This is a genomic window from Sphingomonas sp. 3-13AW, assembly GCF_049311085.1.
GTDB lineage: Bacteria > Pseudomonadota > Alphaproteobacteria > Sphingomonadales > Sphingomonadaceae > Sphingomonas.
The window spans coordinates 25,669-48,982 of sequence record NZ_JASNVZ010000017.1 but is presented as its reverse complement, the minus strand read 5'-3'; the positions used below and the strand labels follow the sequence as shown (position 1 = coordinate 48,982).

The 23,314-nt window shown below is 65.7% G+C and carries 26 protein-coding genes; 3 read left to right on the top strand and 23 right to left on the bottom strand.

Features of this window, described 5'->3' with window-relative positions; all coding sequences use genetic code 11:
* Positions 1-2: 2 nt before the first annotated feature.
* The 18 genes from nuoL to thiE all read right to left on the bottom strand — a co-directional run bounded on the left by nuoL (position 3) and on the right by thiE (position 15,477).
* Positions 3-2,081 carry an NADH-quinone oxidoreductase subunit L gene (gene nuoL, locus QP045_RS15850; RefSeq protein ID WP_422515963.1) on the bottom strand — a complete coding sequence of 693 codons (2,079 nt, stop codon included), beginning with the start codon at positions 2,079-2,081 and terminating at the stop codon, positions 3-5.
* Positions 2,082-2,088: 7 nt separating this feature from the next.
* The gene (gene nuoK, locus QP045_RS15845; RefSeq protein ID WP_422515962.1) at positions 2,089-2,394 is read right to left on the bottom strand and encodes an NADH-quinone oxidoreductase subunit NuoK; all 306 of its coding nucleotides are present in this window, start codon (positions 2,392-2,394) and stop codon (positions 2,089-2,091) included.
* Positions 2,391-3,002, bottom strand: a complete 612-nt coding sequence (locus tag QP045_RS15840; RefSeq protein ID WP_422515961.1) for an NADH-quinone oxidoreductase subunit J — start codon at positions 3,000-3,002, stop codon at positions 2,391-2,393. The genes nuoK and QP045_RS15840 overlap by 4 nt, the downstream gene beginning before the upstream one ends.
* A gap of 127 nt (positions 3,003-3,129) precedes the next feature.
* The gene (nuoI, locus tag QP045_RS15835; RefSeq protein ID WP_422515960.1) at positions 3,130-3,615 is read right to left on the bottom strand and encodes an NADH-quinone oxidoreductase subunit NuoI; all 486 of its coding nucleotides are present in this window, start codon (positions 3,613-3,615) and stop codon (positions 3,130-3,132) included.
* On the bottom strand, positions 3,612-4,667 hold the full coding sequence (nuoH, locus tag QP045_RS15830) for an NADH-quinone oxidoreductase subunit NuoH (RefSeq protein WP_422515959.1): 1,056 nt from the start codon (positions 4,665-4,667) through the stop codon (positions 3,612-3,614). Before nuoH ends, nuoI begins: the two co-directional genes overlap by 4 nt.
* Positions 4,664-6,664, bottom strand: coding sequence for an NADH-quinone oxidoreductase subunit NuoG (gene nuoG / locus QP045_RS15825; RefSeq protein ID WP_422515958.1), 2,001 nt, complete (start codon positions 6,662-6,664; stop codon positions 4,664-4,666). Before nuoG ends, nuoH begins: the two co-directional genes overlap by 4 nt.
* A complete protein-coding gene (nuoF, locus tag QP045_RS15820) occupies positions 6,664-7,968 on the bottom strand; it encodes an NADH-quinone oxidoreductase subunit NuoF (protein WP_422515957.1) in 1,305 nt (434 codons plus the stop codon). Before nuoF ends, nuoG begins: the two co-directional genes overlap by 1 nt.
* Before the next feature lie 2 nt (positions 7,969-7,970).
* Positions 7,971-8,141, bottom strand: coding sequence for a hypothetical protein (locus QP045_RS15815; protein WP_422515956.1), 171 nt, complete (start codon positions 8,139-8,141; stop codon positions 7,971-7,973).
* Positions 8,138-8,815 (bottom strand): complex I 24 kDa subunit family protein, encoded by a 678-nt coding sequence (locus QP045_RS15810; protein WP_422515955.1) that lies wholly within the window; start codon positions 8,813-8,815, stop codon positions 8,138-8,140. The genes QP045_RS15815 and QP045_RS15810 overlap by 4 nt, the downstream gene beginning before the upstream one ends.
* Positions 8,815-10,047: an NADH-quinone oxidoreductase subunit D gene (locus QP045_RS15805; protein ID WP_422515954.1), complete on the bottom strand. Its 1,233-nt coding sequence runs from the start codon at positions 10,045-10,047 to the stop codon at positions 8,815-8,817. Before QP045_RS15805 ends, QP045_RS15810 begins: the two co-directional genes overlap by 1 nt.
* A complete protein-coding gene (locus tag QP045_RS15800; protein WP_422515953.1) occupies positions 10,047-10,904 on the bottom strand; it encodes an NADH-quinone oxidoreductase subunit C in 858 nt (285 codons plus the stop codon). The genes QP045_RS15805 and QP045_RS15800 overlap by 1 nt, the downstream gene beginning before the upstream one ends.
* The gene (locus QP045_RS15795; protein WP_422515989.1) at positions 10,901-11,461 is read right to left on the bottom strand and encodes a NuoB/complex I 20 kDa subunit family protein; all 561 of its coding nucleotides are present in this window, start codon (positions 11,459-11,461) and stop codon (positions 10,901-10,903) included. Before QP045_RS15795 ends, QP045_RS15800 begins: the two co-directional genes overlap by 4 nt.
* Positions 11,462-11,463: 2 nt before the next feature.
* Positions 11,464-11,838: an NADH-quinone oxidoreductase subunit A gene (gene ndhC / locus QP045_RS15790; RefSeq protein WP_422515988.1), complete on the bottom strand. Its 375-nt coding sequence runs from the start codon at positions 11,836-11,838 to the stop codon at positions 11,464-11,466.
* A 302-nt stretch (positions 11,839-12,140) separates the two neighbouring features.
* Entirely contained in the window at positions 12,141-12,956 is an 816-nt protein-coding gene (locus QP045_RS15785; protein WP_422515952.1) for an inositol monophosphatase family protein, read from the bottom strand.
* 5 nt (positions 12,957-12,961) lie between these two features.
* The gene (locus QP045_RS15780; protein WP_422515951.1) at positions 12,962-13,369 is read right to left on the bottom strand and encodes a hypothetical protein; all 408 of its coding nucleotides are present in this window, start codon (positions 13,367-13,369) and stop codon (positions 12,962-12,964) included.
* 17 nt (positions 13,370-13,386) lie between these two features.
* On the bottom strand, positions 13,387-13,950 hold the full coding sequence (gene efp, locus QP045_RS15775) for an elongation factor P (protein ID WP_422515950.1): 564 nt from the start codon (positions 13,948-13,950) through the stop codon (positions 13,387-13,389).
* A 69-nt stretch (positions 13,951-14,019) separates the two neighbouring features.
* On the bottom strand, positions 14,020-14,625 hold the full coding sequence (locus tag QP045_RS15770; RefSeq protein WP_422515949.1) for a M23 family metallopeptidase: 606 nt from the start codon (positions 14,623-14,625) through the stop codon (positions 14,020-14,022).
* Between the two features lie 147 nt (positions 14,626-14,772).
* On the bottom strand, positions 14,773-15,477 hold the full coding sequence (gene thiE / locus QP045_RS15765; protein WP_422515948.1) for a thiamine phosphate synthase: 705 nt from the start codon (positions 15,475-15,477) through the stop codon (positions 14,773-14,775).
* On the opposite strand from thiE, the gene QP045_RS15760 reads away from it, so the two are divergent.
* A complete protein-coding gene (locus QP045_RS15760; RefSeq protein WP_422515947.1) occupies positions 15,476-16,225 on the top strand; it encodes a DUF72 domain-containing protein in 750 nt (249 codons plus the stop codon). The genes thiE and QP045_RS15760 overlap by 2 nt on opposite strands.
* A 173-nt stretch (positions 16,226-16,398) precedes the next feature.
* Here the strand turns inward: QP045_RS15760 and QP045_RS15755 are convergent, their stop codons facing one another.
* A complete protein-coding gene (locus QP045_RS15755) occupies positions 16,399-17,307 on the bottom strand; it encodes a class I fructose-bisphosphate aldolase (protein ID WP_422515946.1) in 909 nt (302 codons plus the stop codon).
* A 154-nt stretch (positions 17,308-17,461) separates the two neighbouring features.
* Here QP045_RS15755 and QP045_RS15750 point away from each other — a divergent pair, with 154 nt between their 5' ends.
* Positions 17,462-17,941, top strand: coding sequence for a vgr related protein (locus QP045_RS15750; RefSeq protein ID WP_422515945.1), 480 nt, complete (start codon positions 17,462-17,464; stop codon positions 17,939-17,941).
* Between the two features lie 17 nt (positions 17,942-17,958).
* Positions 17,959-18,432, top strand: a complete 474-nt coding sequence (locus tag QP045_RS15745) for a hypothetical protein (RefSeq protein WP_422515944.1) — start codon at positions 17,959-17,961, stop codon at positions 18,430-18,432.
* Between the two features lie 67 nt (positions 18,433-18,499).
* On the opposite strand, the gene QP045_RS15740 is transcribed toward QP045_RS15745, so the two are convergent.
* From QP045_RS15740 to tkt, 4 genes are read right to left on the bottom strand one after another with little or no spacing between them, the layout of a single operon-like run.
* Positions 18,500-19,690, bottom strand: a complete 1,191-nt coding sequence (locus tag QP045_RS15740) for a phosphoglycerate kinase (RefSeq protein ID WP_422515943.1) — start codon at positions 19,688-19,690, stop codon at positions 18,500-18,502.
* Positions 19,687-20,193, bottom strand: a complete 507-nt coding sequence (locus QP045_RS15735) for an MOSC domain-containing protein (protein ID WP_422515987.1) — start codon at positions 20,191-20,193, stop codon at positions 19,687-19,689. Before QP045_RS15735 ends, QP045_RS15740 begins: the two co-directional genes overlap by 4 nt.
* Positions 20,194-20,198: 5 nt before the next feature.
* Positions 20,199-21,206: a type I glyceraldehyde-3-phosphate dehydrogenase gene (gene gap / locus QP045_RS15730; protein ID WP_422515942.1), complete on the bottom strand. Its 1,008-nt coding sequence runs from the start codon at positions 21,204-21,206 to the stop codon at positions 20,199-20,201.
* Positions 21,207-21,254: 48 nt separating this feature from the next.
* A complete protein-coding gene (tkt, locus tag QP045_RS15725; protein WP_422515941.1) occupies positions 21,255-23,222 on the bottom strand; it encodes a transketolase in 1,968 nt (655 codons plus the stop codon).
* Positions 23,223-23,314: the final 92 nt, after the last annotated feature.

The following is a 23,314-nucleotide window of genomic DNA, read 5'->3' as shown; positions in this document are numbered from 1 at the left end:
GGTCACGACGCGATCGCCCAGGTGACCGCAGCCGTGAGGCCGATCAGCATGACAAAGGCATAGGTGTAGAGATAGCCGCTCTGCATCTTGACCGCGCCGCGGCTGCCAAGCGCCACCAGCGCCGCCGAGCCGTTGGGCCCGAACCGGTCGATGGTGCCCTCGTCGCCGCGCTTCCAGAAGAAGCGGCCGAGCGCGAACGCGGGACGAACGAAGAGCCAGTTGTACAGCTCGTCGAAGTACCACTTGCGCAGCAGGAACTGGTGCAGCGGGCGCAGCGCGGTCGCGACCGCGCGCGACGTACCGGGCCGGAGTACATAGGTGTACAGCGCCGCCACGAAGCCGATGATCATGACGATCGTGGCCGCCAGCTTCACCAGCATCGGCACCTCGTGCATCGCGTGCATCAGATGCTCATTGAAGAACAGGCTGCCGCCCCAGAAGCGCGCGCCCTCGTCCCCGATGAACCAGTGGTGGAACACGAAGCCCGCAGCGACCGCGCCGACCGTCAGCACGATCAGCGGGATCAGCATGGGCAGCGGGCTCTCGTGCGGATGATAGCCACCCGTACCCACCGGCACCTGGTCCGCATGCGCGGCATGGGTGGACGGAGCGTGGCCCGCATCCTCCGCATCTGCATGGGCTTCCTGGTCGTGCGCGTCATGGTCATGGCCATGACCGTGGGCGTCGTGGAGCGCATGCTGGATGTGCTCCGACGCGGCCCAACGCGGCTTGCCGAAGAAGGTCAGGAACATCAGCCGCCACGAATAGAAGCTGGTCAGCAGGGCCGCGAACGTCCCGATGTAGAACGCCATCTGGCCGGTGCCGCCGGCTGCGAACGCCGCCTCGAGGATCGCGTCCTTGGAGTGATAGCCGGCAAAGCCGCCCACGCCGTAGATGCCAACGCCGGTGATTGCGAGCGTGCCCGCCATCATCGCCCAGAAGGTGATCGGGATCGACTTCCGCAGGCCACCGTAGAAGCGCATGTCCTGTTCGTGGTGCATCGCGTGGATGACCGAGCCCGCACCCAGGAACAGCAGCGCCTTGAAGAAGGCGTGGGTGAACAGGTGGAACATCGCCGCGCCATAGGCGCCGGCGCCGGCCGCGAAGAACATGTAGCCGAGCTGCGAGCAGGTCGAATAGGCGATCACGCGCTTGATGTCGGTCTGAACCAGGCCGATCGTCGCGGCAAACAGGCAGGTCGCGGCGCCGATGACGGTGACGACCGTCATCGCGGTCGGGCTCACCTCGAACATCGGCGAGAGACGGCACACCATGAAGACGCCGGCGGTGACCATCGTCGCCGCGTGGATCAGCGCCGACACCGGGGTCGGGCCTTCCATCGCGTCCGGAAGCCAGGTGTGGAGGCCGAGCTGCGCCGACTTGCCCATCGCGCCGACGAACAGCAGCAGGCAGAGCACCGTCATGGTGTCGAACCGCGCGCCGAGGAAGCCGATCGTCGAACCCGCCATCGTCGGGGCCGCTTCCAGGATCTCCGGGATCGACACGGTGCCGAACACCAGGAAGGTGCCGAAGATGCCGAGCATGAAGCCGAGGTCGCCCACGCGGTTGACCACGAACGCCTTGATCGCCGCGGCGTTGGCGCTCGGCTTCTGGTACCAGAAGCCGATAAGGAGGTAGGACGCGAGACCCACACCTTCCCAGCCGAAGAACATCTGCACCAGGTTGTTCGCGGTCACGAGCATCAGCATCGCGAAGGTGAACAGCGAGAGATAGGCGAAGAAGCGCGGCTGCGACGGGTCCTCGCTCATATAGCCCCAGCTATAGAGGTGGACGAGCGCCGACACGGTGGTGATCACCACCAGCATCACGGCCGTCATCGCGTCGACGCGCAGTGCCCAGGCGATGTCCATGCCGCCGGACTGAATCCAGAGGAACAGCGGTTCGACATGAGGGCTGATCGAGCCCGTCATGAAGCCGATGAAGATCGGCCACGACATGGCGCACGAGGCGAACAGCGCACCCGTGGTCACGATCTTCGGGAATGCGGTGCCGAACGCACGGTTGCTCAGGCCCGCAATCGCGGCGGCCAGGAGCGGCAGGAGAACGATAAGCTGGATCACCGAATGATCACCCCTTCATCCGGTTGACGTCGTCCACGGCAATCGAGCCGCGACCACGGAAATAGATCACCAGAATGGCAAGACCGATCGCAGCCTCGCCCGCGGCGACGGTGAGCACGAACATCGCGAACACCTGCCCGACCAGGTCGCCCAGGTAGGAGGAGAAGGCCACGAAGTTGATGTTCACGCTGAGCAGGATCAATTCGATCGCCATCAGCAGCACGATCAGGTTCTTCCGGTTGAGGAAGATACCGAGCACGCCGAGCGTGAACAGGATCGCCCCGACGACGAGATAATGGACCAGGCCGATCACAGCTCCACTCCCTGCCCAACGGGCTGATTGACGTTGCGGGTCGCGTCCTTCGAACGACGATTGATCTGGCGGCTGATGTTCTGACGCTGGCTGTCCGAACGGTTGCGATGGGTCAGCACGATCGCGCCGATCATCGCGACCAGCAGCACCAGACCGGCACCTTCGAACACATAAAGATAGCGCGAATAGAGCAGCTGGCCGATCGCCTCGATGTTGGGGACGGCCCCGTCGATCGGCGCGATGCGCCGGCCAAGCTCAATCCGGCCCGCGCTCCAGGCACCGACCGCGATCAGGATCTCCGACACCAGCACCACCGCGAGCGCCAGGCCCAGCGGCAGGTAGCGCACGAAGCCCGCGCGCAGTTCGGCGAAGTCGATGTTGAGCATCATGACCACGAACAGGAACAGCACGGCGACCGCGCCCACGTAGACGATGACGAGCAGCATCGCGATGAACTCGGCACCGACGATCACCATCAGGCCGGCCGCGTTGAAGAACGCCAGGATCAGCCACAGGACGGCGTGGACCGGGTTGCGCGAGGTGATCGTCAGCGCAGCCGACAGGATCACCACCGCGGCGAAGAGATAAAAGGCGAGTGTCTGGATCACGGACGCATCGGGCCCCCTGCCCTCCGTTCGCCCCGCGCAGCATGCGAGGCCGGTTCACTTCTTGAGGAAGCAGCGCAGGGCCCCGAAACACGCGGCCCGAACGGCATGGTTATAGAAGTCGCGCGCATTACCGGTACGGCGCGTCGCTCGCAAGGTTCGCGGCAATCGCGCGCTCCCAGCGGTCTCCGTTCGCGAGCAGCTTGTCCTTGTGGTAGATCAGCTCCTCACGCGTCTCGGTCGAGAACTCGAAGTTCGGCCCCTCGACGATGGCGTCCACCGGGCACGCCTCCTGGCAAAGACCGCAGTAGATGCACTTGGTCATGTCGATGTCATAGCGCGTGGTACGGCGGCTGCCGTCGTCACGCGGCTCGGACTCGATCGTGATCGCCAGCGCCGGGCACACCGCCTCGCACAGCTTGCACGCTATGCAGCGCTCTTCACCGCTGGGATAGCGGCGCAGCGCATGCTCGCCGCGGAAGCGGGGCGAGATCGGGTTCTTCTCGTACGGATAGTTGATCGTCGCCTTGGCCCGGAAGAAGTAGCGCAAGGTCAGCGCGTGGGCCTTGAGGAACTCCCACAGCGTGAACGATCGAATTACCTGAGCGACGCTCATGCCGGCACTCCAACGCGGTCGAGCATGAGGTAACCCGACACCATGAACACGAAGAACAGCGACAGCGGAAGGAAGACCTTCCAGCCCAGCCGCATCAGCTGGTCGTACCGGTACCGCGGCACCGTCGCCTTCACCCAGCTGAACACGAAGAAGAAGAACAGGGTCTTGGCCAGGAACCAGATGATCCCCGGAACCACATACAGCGGCGCCCAGTCGACCGGCGGCAGCCATCCGCCCCAGAACAGCGTCGCGTTGAGCGCGCACATCAGGAGCACGTTGGCATATTCACCCAGCCAGAACAGCGCGAACGCCATCGAGCTGTACTCGGTCTGGTAGCCGGCGACGAGCTCGGACTCCGCCTCGGTCAGATCGAACGGTGCGCGCTGGGTCTCTGCCATGGACGAGATCAGGAACACCACCGCCATCGGGAACAGCAGAGGATTAAAGCCGAAGCCGTTGATAAAGCCAAAGATATGGCCGCGCTGCTCCGTCACGATCGTCGAGAGATTGAACGACCCGGCCCAGAGCACCACCGCGACCAGCACGAAGCCGATCGCGACTTCATAGGACACCATCTGCGCGGCACCGCGAAGCGCCGAGTAGAAGGGATATTTCGAGTTGGACGCCCAGCCCGCCATGATGATGCCGTAGACACCCAGCGACGAGGCCGCGAGCACGTAGAGGAGGCCGACGTTGATATCGGACAGGACCATGCCCGCCTGGAACGGAACGACCGCCCAGACGATCAGCGCCACCGTGAAGGTGATGATCGGTGCGAGCAGGAACAGGCCCTTGTTGGCGCTCGACGGGATGATGGTTTCCTGAAGGAAAACCTTCAGGCCGTCGGCGAAGCTCTGGAGCAGGCCGAAGGGGCCGACCACGTTGGGGCCGCGACGCAGCGCCATCGCCGCCCAGATCTTGCGATCGGCGTAGATGACCATCGCGACCGCCAGCATCAGCGGCAGTGCGATCAGCAGGATCGCGACGACCGTGCCGACGAACCACGCCCATTCATAGGGAAGCCCTACGGTGTTCTGGAAAAACGAAGTCACTCCGCGGCCTCCGCGAAATCCTGGCCATGGACCAGTTCAGCCGAGCAGCGCTGCATCGTCGGACTCGCGCGGCAAATGGCGTTGGTGAGATAGAAGTCGGCGATCGGATAGGTGACGCCACCTTCAGCGCGAGTGTCGAGCACCGGCGGGTTCCAGTCGTACCGGACCAGACCCTCAGCCGCGAGCGCCGGCACTTCGGCAAACATCGCGGCGCGCAGCCCCTCAAACGTGTCGAACGGCAGGGTCGCGCCCAGCTTGTCCGACAGCGCCCGCAGGATCGTCCAATCCTCACGCGCGTCCCCTGGAGCGAACACCGCCCGGTCGCCACGCTGCACGCGACCTTCCAGATTGACGTAGGTGCCCGCCTTTTCGGCGTAGCTCGCACCCGGCAGGATCACGTCCGCATGGTGCGCGCCCTTGTCGCCGTGATGGCCGATGTAGACCTTGAAGCTGTTGGCGAAGGCGGTGAAGTCCACCTCGTCCGCGCCCAGGAAGAACACAAGCTTCGGGTTGGCGGCGACCACGTCGGCGATGCCGCCGGGCTGTGCGAAGCCGAGCATCAGCCCGCCCATGCGCGCAGCCGCGGTGTGGACGACGTTGAAGCCGTTCCAGCCATCGCGCACCAGATTGCCGTCGGCGGCAAGCTTAAGCGCGGCGGCATGGCCGTTCTTGAGCGCGCCCGGGCCGACGATGACCATCGGCCGTTCAGCGGCGTCCAGCGCCTCTGCAGCGCGGTCGGGAAGACCGCCCAGCAGCGACAGGTCGTCGCCCAGCCACTCGACCTTGTAGGTGAGGTCCGTCTCCGGCCCGATCGCGAACACGCGCGCGCCGCGCTTGATCGCCTTGCGCACGCGGGTGTTGACCAGCGGTGCCTCGTGGCGAAGGTCGGTGCCGACCAGGAGGATGGCGTCCGCCTGCTCCACGCCGGCGATGGTCGTGTTGAACGCCACCGCGCCGAGGTTCGTCACGTCATAGGCCATGCCGGTCTGGCGGCCCTCGATCAGCGAAGAGCCGAGGTTCCGGACCAGCGCCTTGGCAGCGAACATGGTCTCGCAGTCGAGCAGGTCGCCGGCGATCGCCGCGACGCTGGACCCGGCGTTGACCGAAGCGATGGCGGCAAATGCATCGTCCCAGTCCACGGCGACCAACTTCCCGTCGCGACGCACATAGGGACGATCGAGCCGCTTGCGCACGAGACCGTCGACTGCGTGGCGGGTCTTGTCGTGCGCCCACTCCTCGTTGACGTCCTCGTTGATGCGCGGCAGCGCGCGCATCACCTGGCGTCCCCGGCTGTCAAGGCGGATGTTGGTGCCGACCGCGTCCATGACGTCGATGGCGAGCGTCTTCTTGAGCTCCCACGGACGCGCTTCGAACGAATAGGGCTTCGAGGTGAGCGCACCGACCGGGCACAGGTCGACCACATTGCCCGAAAGCTCGCTGGTGACGGCGCGTTCGAGGTAGGAGGTGATCTGCATGTCCTCGCCGCGATAGATCGCGCCGATTTCCTCCACACCCGCAACCTCTTCCGAGAAGCGGACGCAGCGCGTGCACTGGATGCAGCGGGTCATCACCGTCTTGACGATGGGCCCCATGTACTTCTCGGTCACGGCGCGCTTGTTCTCGTCATAACGAGAAATGCCGCGGCCATAGGCGACCGACTGGTCCTGCAGGTCGCACTCGCCGCCCTGATCGCAGATCGGGCAGTCGAGCGGGTGGTTGATGAGCAGGAATTCCATCACGCCCTCGCGCGCGGCCTTCACCATCGCGCTGTCGGTGCGGATTTCCTGACCGTCGGCGGCCGGAAGCGCGCACGAAGCCTGCGGCTTGGGCGGACCCGGCTTCACCTCGACCAGGCACATGCGACAGTTGCCGGCGATCGACAGCCGTTCGTGGTAGCAAAAGCGCGGGATTTCCTTGCCCGCGATCTCGCACGCCTGAAGGACGGTGGCGCCCTGGGGGACCTCTACTTCGATCCCGTCTACTTTGAGCTTCGGCATTACTCGGCAGCTTCCATCATCGGTTCCAGGCCGCCGCCGCGCTTCTCGAGGATGCGACGTTCGATTTCGGGGCGGAAGTGGCGGATCAGGCCCTGGATCGGCCATGCCGCCGCGTCGCCGAGCGCGCAGATGGTATGGCCTTCGACCTGCTTGGTGACCTGATGCAGGGTGTCGATTTCGGAGATGTCGGCGTCGCCGGTGCGCAGCCGCTCCATCACCCGCCACATCCAGCCCGTGCCTTCACGGCAAGGCGTGCACTGGCCGCAGCTCTCGTGCTTGTAGAAATACGACAGGCGGCTGATCGCGCGGACGATATCGGTGGACTTGTCCATGACGATGATCGCCGCGGTCCCCAGGCCAGAGCCCAAGGCCTTCAGGCCATCGAAGTCCATCGGCGCGTCCATGATCTGCGCGGCCGGAACCAGCGGCACGGACGAGCCGCCCGGGATCACGGCGAGCAGATTGTCCCAACCACCGCGAATACCGCCGCAATGCTTCTCGATCAGTTCGCGGAAGGGGATGCTCATCGCCTCCTCCACCACGCACGGACGGTTCACATGGCCGCTGATCTGGAAGAGCTTGGTGCCGCGGTTGTTCTCGTTCCCGAAGCTGGAGAACCATTCCGGCCCACGCCGCAGGATCGTCGGAGCAACCGCGATCGACTCGACATTGTTGACCGTCGTCGGGCAGCCATAGAGGCCGGCACCGGCCGGGAACGGCGGCTTCAGGCGCGGCTGGCCCTTCTTGCCTTCCAGGCTTTCCAGCATCGCGGTCTCTTCGCCGCAGATGTAGGCGCCGGCACCGCGGTGCACGAAGACGTCGAAGTCATAGCCCGAGCCGCACGCGTTCTTGCCGACGAGGCCCTTGGCATATGCCTCGGCCACGGCCGCGAACAGCGTCTCTGCCTCGCGGATATATTCGCCGCGAATGTAGATGTAGGCGGCGCGCGCCCGCATCGCGAAACCGGCAACCAGCGCACCCTCGATCAGCTTGTGCGGATCGTGGCGGATGATCTCGCGGTCCTTGCACGAGCCAGGTTCGGACTCGTCGGCGTTGATGACCAGGAAGCTTGGCCGTTCCGGCGTCGGGTTCTTGGGCATGAAACTCCACTTCATGCCGGTCGGGAAGCCTGCGCCCCCGCGCCCGCGCAGGCCCGATGCCTTGATGCGATCGATGATCACATCCGGGCCGAGCTGGAGCAGCGCCTTGGTATTGTCCCAGTCGCCGCGCTTCATCGCAGCGTCCAGGTTCCACGGCTGGAAGCCGTAGACGTTGGTGAAGATCCGGTCCTTGTCCGCGAGCACGGTCAGCGCCCCTTCCCGAAAAGCTTTTCAGCCAGCAAATAGACCACCACGGCGGCCGCGATCGCGATCAGCACGCCGATCAGCTTCAGCGCGCCGACGAACAGCTGCAACAGCACCCAGAGCAGCACGAACCCGACGACAATCGCCAGGAGCAGGGAGCCGAGCGCCTTCACGCCGCAGAGCCCCATTCACCGCGATAGTCGTGGTTCTCGCCCACCATCGCCTGAAGCGAGGTCGGGCCGCCTTCCGGCGCGCTTGCCTGACGCTCGATCTGCGGACCCGGCTTGGGGCTTTCGCCACGAGCCAGCGCATCGAGGATCGCGACGGTCTTGTCGTAGTCCAGATCCTCGAAATTGTCGTCATTGATCTGGACCATCGGCGCGTTGGCGCAGGTGCCAAGGCACTCGACCTCGGTCAGCGTGAACAGGCCGTCCGGCGTGGTCTTGCCCTTGGCTAGGCCGCGGTTCTTGCACGCCGCCAGCACGTCGTCCGACCCGCGCAGCATGCACGGCGTCGTGCCGCAGACCTGCACATGATAGCGGCCGACCGGCGCCAGGTTGAACATCGTGTAGAAGGTCGCGACCTCGAACACGCGGATATAGGGCTGGTTGATCTGGCGCGCGACGAACTCGATCACCGGGACCGGCAGCCAGCCCTGGGTGTTCGTCTCCTCGCCGACCTGCCGCTGGGCGAGATCGAGGAACGGGATCGAGGCCGATTGTTCGCGGCCGGCCGGATAGCGCGACAGGATCTCGCGCGCCTTTTCGGCATTCGCCTCGTTCCAGGCGAAATTGCCCCAGCGTGCGCGGGTCTCTGCCTCGTCCGGGATGTGGGGAGCATCAGCCATCAGCGGTCACATTCACCAAAAACAATGTCCATCGCGCCCAGGATGGCGGTCGTGTCGGCGAGCATGTGCCCGCGCGCCATGAAATCCATCGCCTGCAGGTGGCTGAACGCGGTCGGACGGATCTTGCACCGGTACGGCTTGTTGGTGCCGTCGGAGACCAGGTACACGCCGAACTCACCCTTGGGGCTTTCGGTCGCGACATAGACCTCGCCGGCGGGCACGTGGAAGCCTTCGGTGAAGTATTTGAAGTGGTGGATGAGCGCTTCCATAGAGCGCTTCATCTCGCCACGCTTGGGCGGCGCCACCTTGCGGTCAAGGCTGAGCGTCGGCCCCTCCGGCATTTCGGCCAAGCACTGCTTCATGATGCGCGCGGATTGGCGCACCTCTTCCACGCGGACCATGAACCGATCGTAGCAGTCGCCCCGCGTGCCGACCGGCACGTCGAAGTTCATGCGATCATAGACGTCGTACGGCTGCGACTTGCGCAGATCCCACGGCAGACCGGCAGCGCGGATCATCGGGCCGGAGAAGCCCCACTTCAGCGCGTCTTCGCGGCTGACGACGGCGATGTCGACGTTACGCTGCTTGAAGATGCGGTTCTCGGCCACAAGGCTGATCGCGTCCTCGAACAGCCGCGGCAGGCGTGTGTCGAGCCAGTCGGCGATGTCGGTCAGCAGCTTGAGCGGCACGTCCTGGCGGACGCCGCCGGGTCGGAAATAGTTCGCATGCATGCGCGCGCCCGAGGCCCGCTCATAGAAGTTCATGCAGTCTTCGCGCAGCTCGAACATCCACAGGTTGGGCGTCATCGCGCCCACGTCCATGACGTGCGAACCAAGGTTCAGCATGTGGTTCTTGATACGGGTCAGTTCCGCGAAGAACACGCGCAGATACTGCGCACGCAGCGGCACTTCGAGATCGAGCAGCTTCTCGATCGCGAGCACATAGCTGTGCTCCATGCACATCGGGGAGCAGTAATCGAGGCGATCGAAATACGGGATCGACTGCAGATAGGTCTTGTGCTCGATCAGCTTCTCGGTGCCACGATGCAGCAACCCGACGTGCGGATCGACGCGCTCGACGATCTCGCCATCGAGTTCCATGACCAGTCGGAGCACGCCGTGCGCCGCCGGGTGCTGGGGCCCGAAGTTGATCGTGTAGTTCTGGATTTCGACATCGCCCGGCGACACGGCATCGTCGGTGCGCTGTTCGAGCTCCTGGAGATACTCGGCCATTACTGGTTCTGCCCCTTGCCCTTGGTCGGAACCACGTCCGGATCCGCGGGCTTTTCCTCAGGCTTGTTGCCTGCGTCGCGGTCGCCCACGCCGGTTTCCGCGCGGGACTCCGTCGTCTTGCTGATCGGCGCGTTCGGCGAAGAATCCTTTTTGTCGTCGTCGGCTCGAACCACCTGGTCAGCAGTCACCGGCGACGGAGCACCCTTCGCTTCGGGCAGGGCGGGCTTGGGCTCGCCGGCAGGCGCAGCCTTCTCATCGCCCGGCAGGACGTATTCCGCGCCCTCCCACGGGCTCATGAAGTCGAAGCTGCGGAAATCCTGGGCCAGTTCCACTGGCTCATAGATCACGCGCTTCGATGCTTCGGAATAGCGCACTTCGGTGAAGCCCGAGAGCGGGAAGTCCTTGCGCTGCGGGTGGCCGCGGAAGCCATAGTCGGTGAGGATGCGGCGCAGGTCGAGGTTGCCCTCAAAGACCACGCCATACATGTCGAACACTTCGCGCTCGAGCCAGCCAGCGACCGGCCAGATGCCCGTGACGGTCGGCACCGGCTGCACCTCGTCGGTGCGGACACGCACGCGGATACGGTGGTTTCGAGTGACCGAGAGCAGATGATAGCACACGTCGAAACGCTCCGCCCGCTCCGGATAATCGACGCCGGCGATTTCCATCAGCTGCTGGTATTCGAGGCCCGGCGTATCGCGCAGCGCGATCATCGCCGGCACGAGCGCGTCGCGCTCGACCAGCAGCGTCACTTCGCCGACCAGGTCCTGCGCCTCGAGCAGCGCCGTACCGACGGCAGCCGTCGCCGTCTCGATCACGCCGTCGTTGGGCGCATATGCAGGTGCAGGCGCCCTCACCGGTCGATGCTCCCCGAACGGCGGATCTTCCGCTGCAGCTGCATCACGCCATAGAGCAGCGCCTCTGCGGTCGGCGGGCAACCGGGGACATAGATGTCCACGGGCACGACACGGTCGCAGCCACGCACGACGCTGTAGCTATAATGATAATAGCCGCCGCCGTTGGCGCACGATCCCATCGAGATCACGTACTTCGGCTCAGACATCTGGTCGTAGACGCGACGCAGCGCGGGCGCCATCTTGTTCACCAGCGTGCCGGCGACGATCATCACGTCCGACTGGCGCGGAGAAGCGCGCGGCGCAGCGCCGAAACGCTCCATGTCATAGCGCGGCATGTTGACGTGGATCATTTCGACCGCGCAGCACGCGAGGCCAAAGGTCATCCACCACAGGCTGCCGGTGCGAGCCCAATGAAACAGATCCTCGGTCGAGGTGACCAGGAATCCCTTGTCGGTGAGCTCACCGTTGAGGTCGTCGAAGAAGCGCTGGTCCGGCGCGACGTGCGCGCCGGCGACCAGTGCGTTCTGCTCGCCAAAGGCGGCAGACGACGGGTTCAGTTCTACTCCCAATCCAACGCTCCCATCTTCCACGCGTACACGAGACCCAACGCCAGCTCGCCGATGAAGATCATCATCGAGATCCACGCCGTCCAGCCGAGGTCGAACACCGACACCGCCCAGGGGTACAGGAACGCAGCCTCCAGATCGAAGATGATGAAGAGGATCGCCACCAGGTAGAAGCGCACGTCATACTGGCTGCGTGAATCCTCGAACGCCGGGAAGCCGCACTCATATTCAGAGAGCTTCTCGGCATTGGGTTTGTCGGTGCCCGTCAGGCGCGACACGAGGATCGGCAGCCCCACAAAGGCGCCGGACAGAATGAGCGCGATCCCGAGGAAAATCAGAATCGGCAGATATTGCGACAGGTCGACCAAGGTCTTCTCGCGGTTGCGGAATGCTGAGGGGCTTCTAGGCGCATGGCCCGGAGGCATCAAGGCGCAAAGGCCTTGAGAATCGCTCGCAATTAGGCTCTGGTATGTGCTGCCAAAGCCTTGAACCCAGGACAAAAGTGAGTCCCGCCGCTACCGCTTGGGCGACGGCTAACCTGGAGCAAGCGGGAAGAGGGCGGACGATCCGGTTGGCGTCGCGGGCCAGCCCCTGCTGGATGTGGCGGAGACTGCGGCGATTCGGACGAGGCAGGTGGCGGCGGAGCATCTTGCGCCCCGCCGCGGATTGGTCAGCGAAGCGAGCTTGCGACCAGCTTGTGAAGACGAGAGTGGAGCGCGTCGTTGGCGGCAAGCACCTCGCGCTTGATGTAGGCGCGATCGGCGCCCTTGAAGTCGGTGACGAAGCCACCGGCCTCACGCACCAGCAGGATGCCGGCCGCGATGTCCCAGGGCTGCAGCCCCGACTCCCAATATCCGTCGAAGCGACCCGCCGCGACCCATGCCAGGTCGAGCGCTGCCGAGCCGAAGCGGCGGATGCCGGCGACTTCGGGTGCGACCGCACCGAATATGCGGCTCCACTCGGCAAAGTTGCCATGGCCCATGAAGGGAATGCCGGTGGCGATCAGGGACTCGGTAAGATCCCGGCGCGCCGAGACGCGCAGGCGCTGGTCCTGGTGCCAGGCGCCGCGGCCCTTTTCGGCCCAGAAGCTCTCGTCCGTGATCGGCTGATAGACCAGCGCGGTCGTGATTTCGGGCTGGCCGCCCGCACCCATCGGCTCCTCGACCGCGATCGACATCGCGAAGTGGGGAATACCGTGAAGGAAGTTGCTGGTGCCGTCGAGCGGATCGATGATCCAGCGCGGCTTGGTGGGATCGCCCTCGATCGAGCCACCTTCCTCGAGAAGGAAGCCCCAGTCGGGCCGTGCCTTGCGAAGTTCCTCGACCAGCGTCTGCTCGGCGCGCTTGTCGGCAACCGAGACGAAATCGGCCGGCCCCTTGCGGCTGACCTGGAGGTGCTGGACCTCACCGAAGTCACGGCGCAGGCGGGGCCCCGCCTTGCGCGCGGCGCGCTCCATCACCGTGAAGAGGCCGGATTGTGCAACCATGTCGTTTAGCGTCCCTGAGGCTTTTTGGCAGCCGGCGCGGCACCCGGGGGCGCCTCGCGCACGCCACACACCGCCGCGATCGCAGAGAGGCGGTCGCTTGGGTTGGACGCGTTCAGCTTGTCTTTGTTCTGGTTCAGCATCTGCGTCGTGCGAATGCTGATTTCGGAAAGCGGCGCCCGATAGATGCACGCGAACAGCGCGCTCTTCACCTCTTCGGGCACCTTGTCGGATTGCAGCCCGCCCATCATCGCAGCGAGCGTGCGCGAAGCATTCTCGACCTCATCCCGCGACGGCTGACCAGCCGCCGGCTTTGCAGCTGCGGGCTTGGCCGCGCCGCTCTTCGCCTTTTGCGCCGAAGCGGCCGGGGCGAGAACGAGGACGGCCGCAGCCGCGAGGGGGAGGAGAAGCTTCATACGCGTTACTCTCGCTGTTAATCCGCGCGGCGGACGTAGGTCTGCTCGTACACGTCAACCACGATGCGGGTTCCGCTGGAAATGTGCGGCGGCACCATTACGCGCACGCCGTTGTCCAGCACCGCCGGCTTGTAGGAGGAGGAAGCGGTCTGCCCCTTCACCACGGCATCGGCTTCGACGATCGTCGCTTCGATCGTGTCGGGCAGCTGCACGTTGATGGGGTCGTCCTCGTACAGCTCCATCACCACGTCCATGCCGTCCTGAAGGAACGCCGCGGCGTCACCCAGCAGGTCGCGCGGGAGCGTGATCTGGTCGTAGGTTTCCTTGTCCATGAAGGTCAGCGTGTCGCCGTCCGCGAACAGGAACTGGAAGTCCTTGGTGTCGAGGCGCACGCGCTCCACCGTCTCTGCCGAGCGGAAGCGGACGTTGTTCTTGCGGCCATCGCGCAGGTTCTTGAGCTCGACCTGCATATAGGCGCCGCCCTTGCCCGGCTGGGTGTGCTGGATCTTCACCGCACGCCAGATGCCGCCTTCATATTCGATGATGTTGCCGGGACGGATGTCGACGCCGCTGATCTTCATGCTGGGACCTGTGGTGGAAAGAGCCAAGGGCCGGCGACGCAAGTCACCCGGGCCACGATGCGCGCGGCTTTAGCTGCCGCCGCGGGTTCCGGCAAGCAGCGGATAGGGGTTGAGCGGCTCCCCCTCATGCCAACGGTCGCCCGGCGCCATGCGTTTTACCTCAAAATGCAGGTGCGGTCCTTCCGGGCTGGCATTGCCGGTAGAGCCGACGGTGGCGATCGTCTGCCCCTGTTGCACCACCTGGCCTTCGCGAAGGCCAGCGGCGTAGCCGTCGAGGTGAGCGTAATAATCGACATAGCCGCCATCGGGAGTGCGGATGTAGATGGTGTGACCACCGGCAGCGCTGTCGAAAAGCTTCTCGACCTCGCCGGAGCGCGCCGCGACAACGGCGGTGCCGAGCGGGGCCATGATATCGATGGCCTGGTGGGCACGATCGCCGCCCGCCCGGCTCTGGCCCCAAGTGTCGACGAGCTGGGCGGGCGCGACGCCCGCCACGGGAATGACGAAGCCGGAGGGATCCGCCCGCCATAGCTCGGCCGGTTCGGCTACCGCACTGCCGGCGGCCGTCTCCGCCGTCGCATCGGGCGACGGCGCGCTGCCGGGCGAGAGCATCAGGAAAAAGGCGCCGCCCGCGAGCAGGACCAGCAGCAGGATCGTCCAGCCAAGGCGGTTCACCGCGAGCGCCCTCCCCGCTCCGCGACGCAGTTCGCTGCTCCACCCATCACCCGCTCCCGAGATAGTTTCGGGTGGAGAACGTTCGAGGCTGCGCTGGTATCCCGGCCCGAGCAGACTACCGCCAGAGCGTGGGATACGGGGGTGGCGTCAGGCAGTTTTGCCCTTGGCGAGCAGTTCGGTGAAGGCGCGTACGGCCTCAGCCTCGTCGCCGTTCCAGACGGCACCGCTCACCGCGAGGAAGTCGGCGCCCGCGTCGATCAGCGGCTGGGCATTGGCCGGCGTGATACCGCCGATCGCGACGCAGGGAATTTCGAACAGCGTCGTCCACCAGGCCAGGATCGCAGGGTCCGGCTGATGCCGGACCTCCTTGGTGGTGGTGGGGTAGAAGGAACCGAAGGCGACGTAATCCGCCCCCGCCTCGCCCGCGCCCATCGCCAGATGGCGGCTGTCGTGACAGGTCACGCCGATCTGCACCGACGGGCCGAGGATCGAACGCGCTTCCCGGGGGTCGCCATCTTCCTGGCCCAGGTGGACCCCGTCGGCGGAAATGCGCTTGGCCAGGCTTACGCTGTCGTTGACGATGAAGGCGACATCGCGATCGGCGCAGATGCGCTGGAGTGGTTCGGCCAGGCGTGCGGCCGCGTGCTGGTCGACGCCCTTTACGCGGAACTGGAACGCCGCGACCGGGCCGGCGTCAAGTGCGCGGGCCAGCCGATCCGGAAAGGCGCCCGACACATCGTTGGGCGAAATCAGATAGAGCTGGCACGCCGGGCGGCGGTTGTGGCTTTCGAATTGATCCGCGAAGCCTTCCAGCGCGTTGTCGGCTTCAAGGTCATCTTCGGGATCGTGCATGGGAAGCTCCGGGTTCGCGGCAGTTCGGGTGGGTAGTTCGGGTTGGATCTACCCGCATTGGCGTGGCCGCTTCTACCCCGAGAAGCTGGCGGTCAAGCGCTGGTTCGCCTTCTATGCCGAGCATTTCGACACCGTCGAGGTCAACAACAGCTTCTATCGCCTGCCCAAACCTGAGACGTTCGACGCCTGGGCCGCGCAGGCGCCGGCGAGCTTTCGCTACGCGGTGAAGGCCAACCGCTACCTGACCCAGGCCAAGAAACTGAAGGACTGCGAGGAGCCGATGGCACGGATGATGCCGGCGTTCCGGCACCTCGGCGAGACGCTCGGGCCGGTGCTTTACCAGCTCCCGCCACGGTTCAAGCTGAACCTCGATCGGCTCGAACAGTTCCTAGAACTCTTGCCAAAGGACGTCGTCAACGTCTTCAAATTTCGTGATAATAGCTGGCACGATGACGCGGTGTTCTCGCTGCTGGAGCGCTATGGCGCGAGCTTTTGCGCGCACGATATGCCGGGATCGAACAGCCCGGATCTGGCGGTGGGGCCGGTCGCCTACGTGCGCTTCCACGGCGGCGAGGGGAAATATTGGGGTCGCTATTCCGATGCGGCGCTGTTGCGCTGGACGGACTGGATGATGGCGGAGGCGCGAAAAGGCCGCGAGGTCTGGGCGTATTTCAACAATGATGCGGAGGCCCACGCCATTCAGGATGCGCTGACGCTGAAGGCAATGCTGCGGCAGGCCGCGCCCTAGGGCTCCTGACAATCAGGTCCTGGCGAGGAAACTGCCGGGCACGGGGCGGGTTTCCGCACCCAGCTCAAAACCTGCGATCAACGGTCGCCCCTTCGCGATCGCCACCTCTCCTTACAGGAAGCGCCCGCCGACCAGCCCGAGCGCGAGCCCGGCCAGCAGCGGGCGCCGCTGCATTATTCCTGGCCCTGGTAGATGCCGATGATCTTGTCGAGCATCGCCAGTGCCTCGTCGCGGGGACGCTGGAAGGTGTTGCGGCCGATGATCGAGCCATTGCCGCCGCCGTCGCGGATGTCGCGCGCATCCTGGTAGACGGCATCGGCACCCTTGGCCGCGCCGCCCGAGAACACGACGATGCGACGTCCGTTGAAGCAGCTCTTCACGACGTGGCTGACGCGCTTGGCCTGGGTGGAAGCGTCGAAGCCCTCATAGACCTTCTTGGCTTCCTTCTGCTCGATATGGTCGGTCGGCAGCTTCACCTTGATGATGTGGGCGCCGAGCAGCGCCGCCATGTGTGCCGCATAGGCACCGACGTCGAGCGCAAGCTCTCCGTCCTTCGACAGCATGCCGCCGCGCGGATAGGACCAGATGACCGTGGCGATGCCGACCGACTTCGCCTGTGCCGAAAGCTCGCGGATCTCCTCCATCATGTCGAACACGTCGTCTGCGCCCGGGTAGATGGTGAAACCGATCGCGGAGCAGCCGAGGCGGAGCGCATCGTCGACGCCGCCGGTCACCGCCTGGTTGATGCCCGTCGCCCAGCTGTTGGACGAATTGACCTTCAGGATCGTCGGGATCTGGCCGGCAAAGGTGCCCGCACCCGCCTCCAGCATGCCGAGCGGCGCCGCATAGGCCGAAAGGCCCGCATCGATGGCGAGCTGGAAATGATAATGGGGATCATAGGCCGGCTCGTTCACCGCGAAGCTGCGGGCGGGGCCATGTTCGAAACCCTGATCGACCGGCAGGATGACCAGCTTCCCGGTGCCGCCCAGCCGACCCTGCATCAAGATGCGGGCGAGGTTCGCCTTCACCCCGGGATTGTCGGATTCATAGTTCGCGAGAATTGCTCTGACGGTCGGCGTCATTCTGAAGGTCTCCCATGAGGCTGGTTCGCTGCGGCTATTACCGCTTGCCCGATCTCGTTAGGCCGGTGCCCTCCCCCCCACAAGGTCGCCCCGCCGCTGGGAGCGCTCACACTGTCGCGGCGCAACAAAATCCTCGCCAAGGCGTATCTTCCGGGTGACTGAAAGGCCGATCGTGACCGCCCGCCGCCGCCCGTTGACGCCGGGCGAAACGGCCATGCTGCGCGGCGTCTTTGGTGAAGGCATCAACTATGCCCGGGTCCGCATCCATGCGCGCAAATGGTGGTTCGTGTTCCCCGGCGACCGGCCGATGGCGCCCAACGGCCACGCCTATTTCCCAGGCCAAACCCACGTCACCGACTTCGCAGCACCCGGCGTGCCGCTGTGGCGCAAGGCGAACTTCGTCCACGAAGGGACGCATCTCTACCAATGGTACGGACTGCGGCAGTGGGTCTGGGCGCGCGGCCCCTTCCAACGCAATTACGACTATCGGCTGGAGGCGGGAAAGCCGTTCACCGCCTATGGGCTGGAGCAGATGGGGATGATCGCCGAGCATTATTTCATGCTGGCGAACGGGGGGCGCATCCCCCTGCCCTATACGCTGGCGGACTATGCGCCGTTGCTGCCGCTGGCATGAGGTGGGCGCTCCCCCTGATGGCGCTGACGGCGGCCCCGTCGGGGTGTTCACCGGACACCGCGGCCGAAGACTTCGACTGGCATTCGAGCAAACGGGCGACCGACCAGATCGTCGAGGAATCGCTTGCGGCCGAGCCGCCTGACTATGCGCGAGCAATCACCGCGATCGAACGCTCGGGCCGCCCGAATGCCACGATCGCGCTGGAGACCGGCAACCTGATCGTCGCGGGCCATCGCGAGATGCACCCCGAGCGGCGGCCGACAGCGACGCTGGATCAGGGACTAACGCTGTTGGAACAGGCTGCAAGCGGTCGCGGGGAAGCGGCTGATATTGCGCCACAACATCTGCGGCTCTGGTTCGAGCGCGGAGTCGGCAGCGGCGCATTCCGGGCGATGGCGCCCCGTGCCGACCTCGCCCACTGCTGGCGGGCGGTCGAGGCACGCGAACAGCCCGCACCGGTGTGTATCGCGATGCGGGCCGCCCGGCGGTAACGAGGCGGAAGGCACCATTGAGTAGCCCGTACCGCGGACCTGGCCGAGGTACGGGCTTCAGGCGCCGTTAGCGCGCGAGCGCCGCCACGCCGGGAAGCTCCCGGCCTTCCATCCATTCCAGGAACGCGCCGCCTGCAGTCGAGACGAAGGTGAAGGCCCCCGCGACACCGGCCTGGTTGAGGGCCGCAACGGTGTCGCCACCGCCAGCTACCGACACCAGCGAACCGTCGGTGGTGAGCGCCGCCGCGGTCTTGGCGAGCGAGACGGTGGCGGCGTCGAACGGCGGCGTCTCGAACGCGCCCAAAGGCCCGTTCCAGACCAGAGTGCGGCAGTTCTTCAGCACATCGCCGAGCGCCTCGACGGCGGCCGGACCGATGTCGAGGATCATCTCGTCGGGAGCGACTTCATGCACGTTGACGGTGCGCGTCGGCGGGTTCGGACGGAATTCGGTCGCGACCACTACGTCATACGGCAGGTGGATGGTGCAACCGGCCTTGTCGGCCGCCTCGAAGATCTCTTCGGCGGTGCCGATGAGGTCGTGCTCGCACAGGCTCTTGCCGACGTTCACGCCGCGCGCGGCGAGGAAGGTGTTGGCCATGCCGCCACCGATGATGAGGTGATCGACGCGGCCGACGAGGTGCTTGAGCACATCGAGCTTGGTCGAGACCTTGGCACCACCGACGACGGCCGCAACGGGATGCTCGGGCGCACCGAGCGCCTTGTCGAGCGCGTCGAGTTCTGCCTCCATCTGGCGGCCGGCGAATGCCGGCAGCTTGTGGGCGAGGCCCGCGGTCGAGGCGTGGGCACGGTGCGCGGCGGAGAAGGCATCGTTGACGTAGAGCTCGCCAAGGGCCGCGAACCGGTCGACCACGGCCGGATCGTTCTTTTCCTCACCGCCGAAGAAGCGGGTGTTTTCCAGCAGCGCGATGTCGCCCGGCTGGAGCGTGGCGACGGCTTCGGCCGCACCTTCCCAATCGATGTAGCGGACCGGACGTCCGAGCACCTGGCCGAAGGGGCCAGCGAGTTGGGCCGTCGAGAGCTCGGGACTCGGCAGGCCCTTGGGCCGGCCGAAGTGGGCGAGCACCAGCACGATCGCGCCGCGATCGGCGAGTTCGGTGACGGTAGAGATCGCCGCGCGCAGGCGAGTGTCGTCGGTGACATGGCCATCGGCCATCGGCACGTTCAGATCCTCACGGACCAGCACGCGCTTGCCCGAGATCTCACCCATGTCGTCCAGGGTCTTGAAGTTGCGTGTCATGTCTCGATCCTGATTGTGTCGCCAACGGCGATGGCTCCACCCGTCAGCACCCGGGTGCAGGCGCCGCCGCGCCAGTCGGGGAGCATCGCCTCACGAAGTCCCGGGACCAGGGCATCCATGCGAGCGCACGGGTCGCATTCATAGGTGATTTCCAGCACCACTTGCGTGCCGATCCGGAGCCGCGTGCCGGGCACCTGCGGCAGGTCGAACCCGTCGACCAGCAGGTTCGCCCGACGTTCCTGCCAGGGCAGGTCCCGGCCGACCTCTGCGGTGGCGGCTTCCCAGTCGCCGCGTTCCATCAGGGTCACCTGGCGCCTGCCGGTACCCCCGGGCTTGCGCCGGCCGCGGTGGTCGCCGGCAATGCCGGCTTCCACGCTGACCTCGGCACGATCGAGCACCTCCATGGGTGCCCGTGCAAAGGCGTGGCGCGCGATGCCGGCGATGGTGCCGACCCGCGCGCCCGCTTGCCCGTCCTGCCCGGCATCCGCCAGCGCGACGGGCATCGACATCAGCCGAACTTGGCCATCGCGCAGGCCGTGTCGACCATGCGGTTGGAGAAGCCCCACTCGTTGTCGTACCAGCTGACGACGCGCACCAGCTTCCCGTCGATCACGGCCGTCTCGAGGCTGTCGACGGTCGAGGACGCCGGCGTGTGGACGATGTCGATCGAGACCAAAGGCTCGTCCGAATAGACCAGGATGCCCTTGAGCGGGCCCTCCTCCGAGGCTGCCTTCAGGATGGCGTTGACCTCGTCCTTCGTCGTGTCGCGCTTGGGCGTGAAGGTCAGGTCGATCAGGCTGCCGTCCGGCACCGGCACGCGCACCGACGAACCGTCGAGCTTGCCCTTCAGCTCCGGAAGCACCTCACCCACCGCGCGGGCAGCGCCCGTGGTGGTCGGGATGATCGACATGGCTGCCGCACGTGCGCGGCGCAGGTCCTTGTGGATCTGATCCAGGATCTTCTGGTCGTTGGTGTAGGCGTGGATCGTGGTCATCAGGCCACGCTCGATTCCGATCGTGTCGTTCAGCACCTTGGCGACCGGCGCCAGGCAGTTGGTGGTGCACGATGCGTTGGAGACGATCGTGTGGTCGGCCTCCAGCTTGTCGTGGTTCACGCCATAGACGACGGTCAGGTCAACGTTCTTGCCCGGAGCCGAGATCAGCACCTTCTTGGCGCCGGCGTCGATGTGCTTCTGGGCGCTGGCGCGGTCGGTGAAGAAGCCAGTGCACTCCAGCACCAGATCGACGCCGTTTTCGCCATGCGGCAGGTTCGCGGGATCGCGCTCTGCCGTCACCTTGATGCGCTTGCCGTCGATGACCAGGTCGTTGCCGTCGGCCGAAACCTCACCGGGATAGCGGCCGTGCACGCTGTCGCGGCTGAACAGCCAGGCGTTCGACTTCGCGTCGGACAGGTCGTTGATGGTGACCAGTTCGAGCCCGCATTCCGGGCGCTCCAGAATGGCCCGCGCCACCAGGCGGCCGATGCGCCCGAACCCGTTGATCGCTACCTTCGTCATTTGCCGATCCTTTCAGATGGATGGTCCAAAGCCCGCGTTGCCGCAGGCTCAATTCTCGAGCGCAGCCGCGACCTTGGTGGAAATCGCGTATGCGGTCAGTCCGAAATATTCGTACAGCTCGGGTGCCGGCCCCGAAGCGCCGAACCGATCGATGCCGAAGCGCAACCCGTCGAGCCCGGTGTACCGTTCCCAACCCATGGTCGTGCCGGCCTCGATCGAGACGATCAGGGCATCCTTTGGCAGCACATCGCGACGATAGTCGGCAGGCTGTGCGTCGAAGCGCGACCAGCAGGGCATGGACACCACATCGGCACCGATCCCCTGCGCTTCAAGCTGCGCGCGGGCAGAAACCGCAAGCTCGACCTCGGAACCGGTAGCGACCAGCACCACGCGGCGCGGAGCCTCGGCCGCGACCAGGCGGTACGCACCCTTGGCGCAGAGGTTTTCGGATGCATCGGTGCGCAGCTGCGGCAGGTTCTGGCGCGACAGCGCGAGAAGCGACGGGCCGGTCGCATCCTTCAGCGACAATTCCCAGCACTCGGCGGTCTCGATCGTGTCGCACGGGCGATAGACGTCGAGGTTCGGGATGAGGCGCAGGCTGTTGAGATGCTCGATCGGCTGGTGCGTCGGGCCGTCCTCGCCAAGACCGATGGAGTCATGGGTCATGACATAGATGACGCGCGCATTCTGCAGCGCCGACAGGCGGATCGCCGGTCGGGCATAGTCCGCGAACACCAGGAAGGTGCCACCGAACGGAACGATCCCGCCGTGCAGCGCCAGGCCGTTCATCGCCGCGGCCATGCCGAACTCACGGATGCCGTAATAGACATAGCGGCCGGCATAATTGTCGCGGTTGAGCGGCTGCAGCGCCTTGGTCTTGGTGTTGTTCGACCCGGTGAGATCGGCCGAGCCGCCGACGGTTTCCGGCAGCTGCTCCGTAATGGTGCCGAGCACCAGTTCCGACGCCTTGCGGGTGGCGAGCTTCTGCGGATTGGCGAGCAGGCCGTCGAGATACGGCTTGAGCGTAAAGCCCTCCGTGAGCTCGCCGGACATGCGGCGGCGGAAGGTCGCGCCTTGCGGATCAGCATCGCACCGCGCTTCCCACGCTACGCGCACGTCGCGGCTGCGGGTGCCGGCTTCGGCCCAGGTTTCGGCGATCTCTTCCGGGATCACGAACGCCTCGGGCTCCCAGCCCATGGCGAGACGGGTCTTGGCCACGATGTCGGGGCCGAGCGCGGCGCCATGGACGGCGCTGGTGCCTTCCTTGCCGGGCGCGCCCTTGCCGATGATGGTGCGGCAGGCGACCAGCGACGGGCGCGGATCGGCGATGGCTTCATCCAGCGCGCGGCAGATGTCGGCGGGGTCGTGGCCGTCGCAGGCAATCGTGTGCCAGCCGGTCGCCGCATAGCGCGCGGCGATGTTCTCGCTCGACGACAATTCGACCGCGCCATCGATGGTGATGCGGTTGTCGTCCCACAGCACGATCATGCGGCCGAGGCCGAGGTGACCGGCAAGGCCGATCGCCTCGTGGTTGATGCCTTCCATGAGGCAGCCGTCCCCGGCGATCACCCAGGTGCGATGATCGACCAGGTCGTCGCCGAACGTGGCGTTGAGGTGGCGTTCGGCAAGCGCCAGGCCGACCGCGGTGGCCAGGCCCTGGCCGAGCGGACCGGTGGTCGTCTCGATCCCCGGCAGCTCGAAATTCTCGGGGTGGCCGGCGCACGGGCTGTGCAGCTGGCGGAAATTCTTGATGTCCTCGATCGTCGGGCGCGCATAGCCGGTCAGGTGCAGCAGCGCATAGATCAACATCGAGCCATGGCCCGCGGACAGCACGAAGCGGTCGCGGTCCGGCCATTTGGGATCAGCAGCGTCGAACTTGAGGTAGCGGGTCCACAATACGGTGGCGACATCCGCCATGCCCATGGGCATGCCGGGGTGGCCGGAGTTCGCGGCCTCCACCGCATCCATCGCAAGCGCACGAATCGCGTTGGCGAGCAGGGTATCCGAGGCGGCCATGAAACATCCTTTTGCAAGGCGCGGTCCTTCGTGACCGCGTTCGCCCCGCCTTTGGGGCGGCGACCCGCCTTCGTCAACCGGCGAGCCGTGCT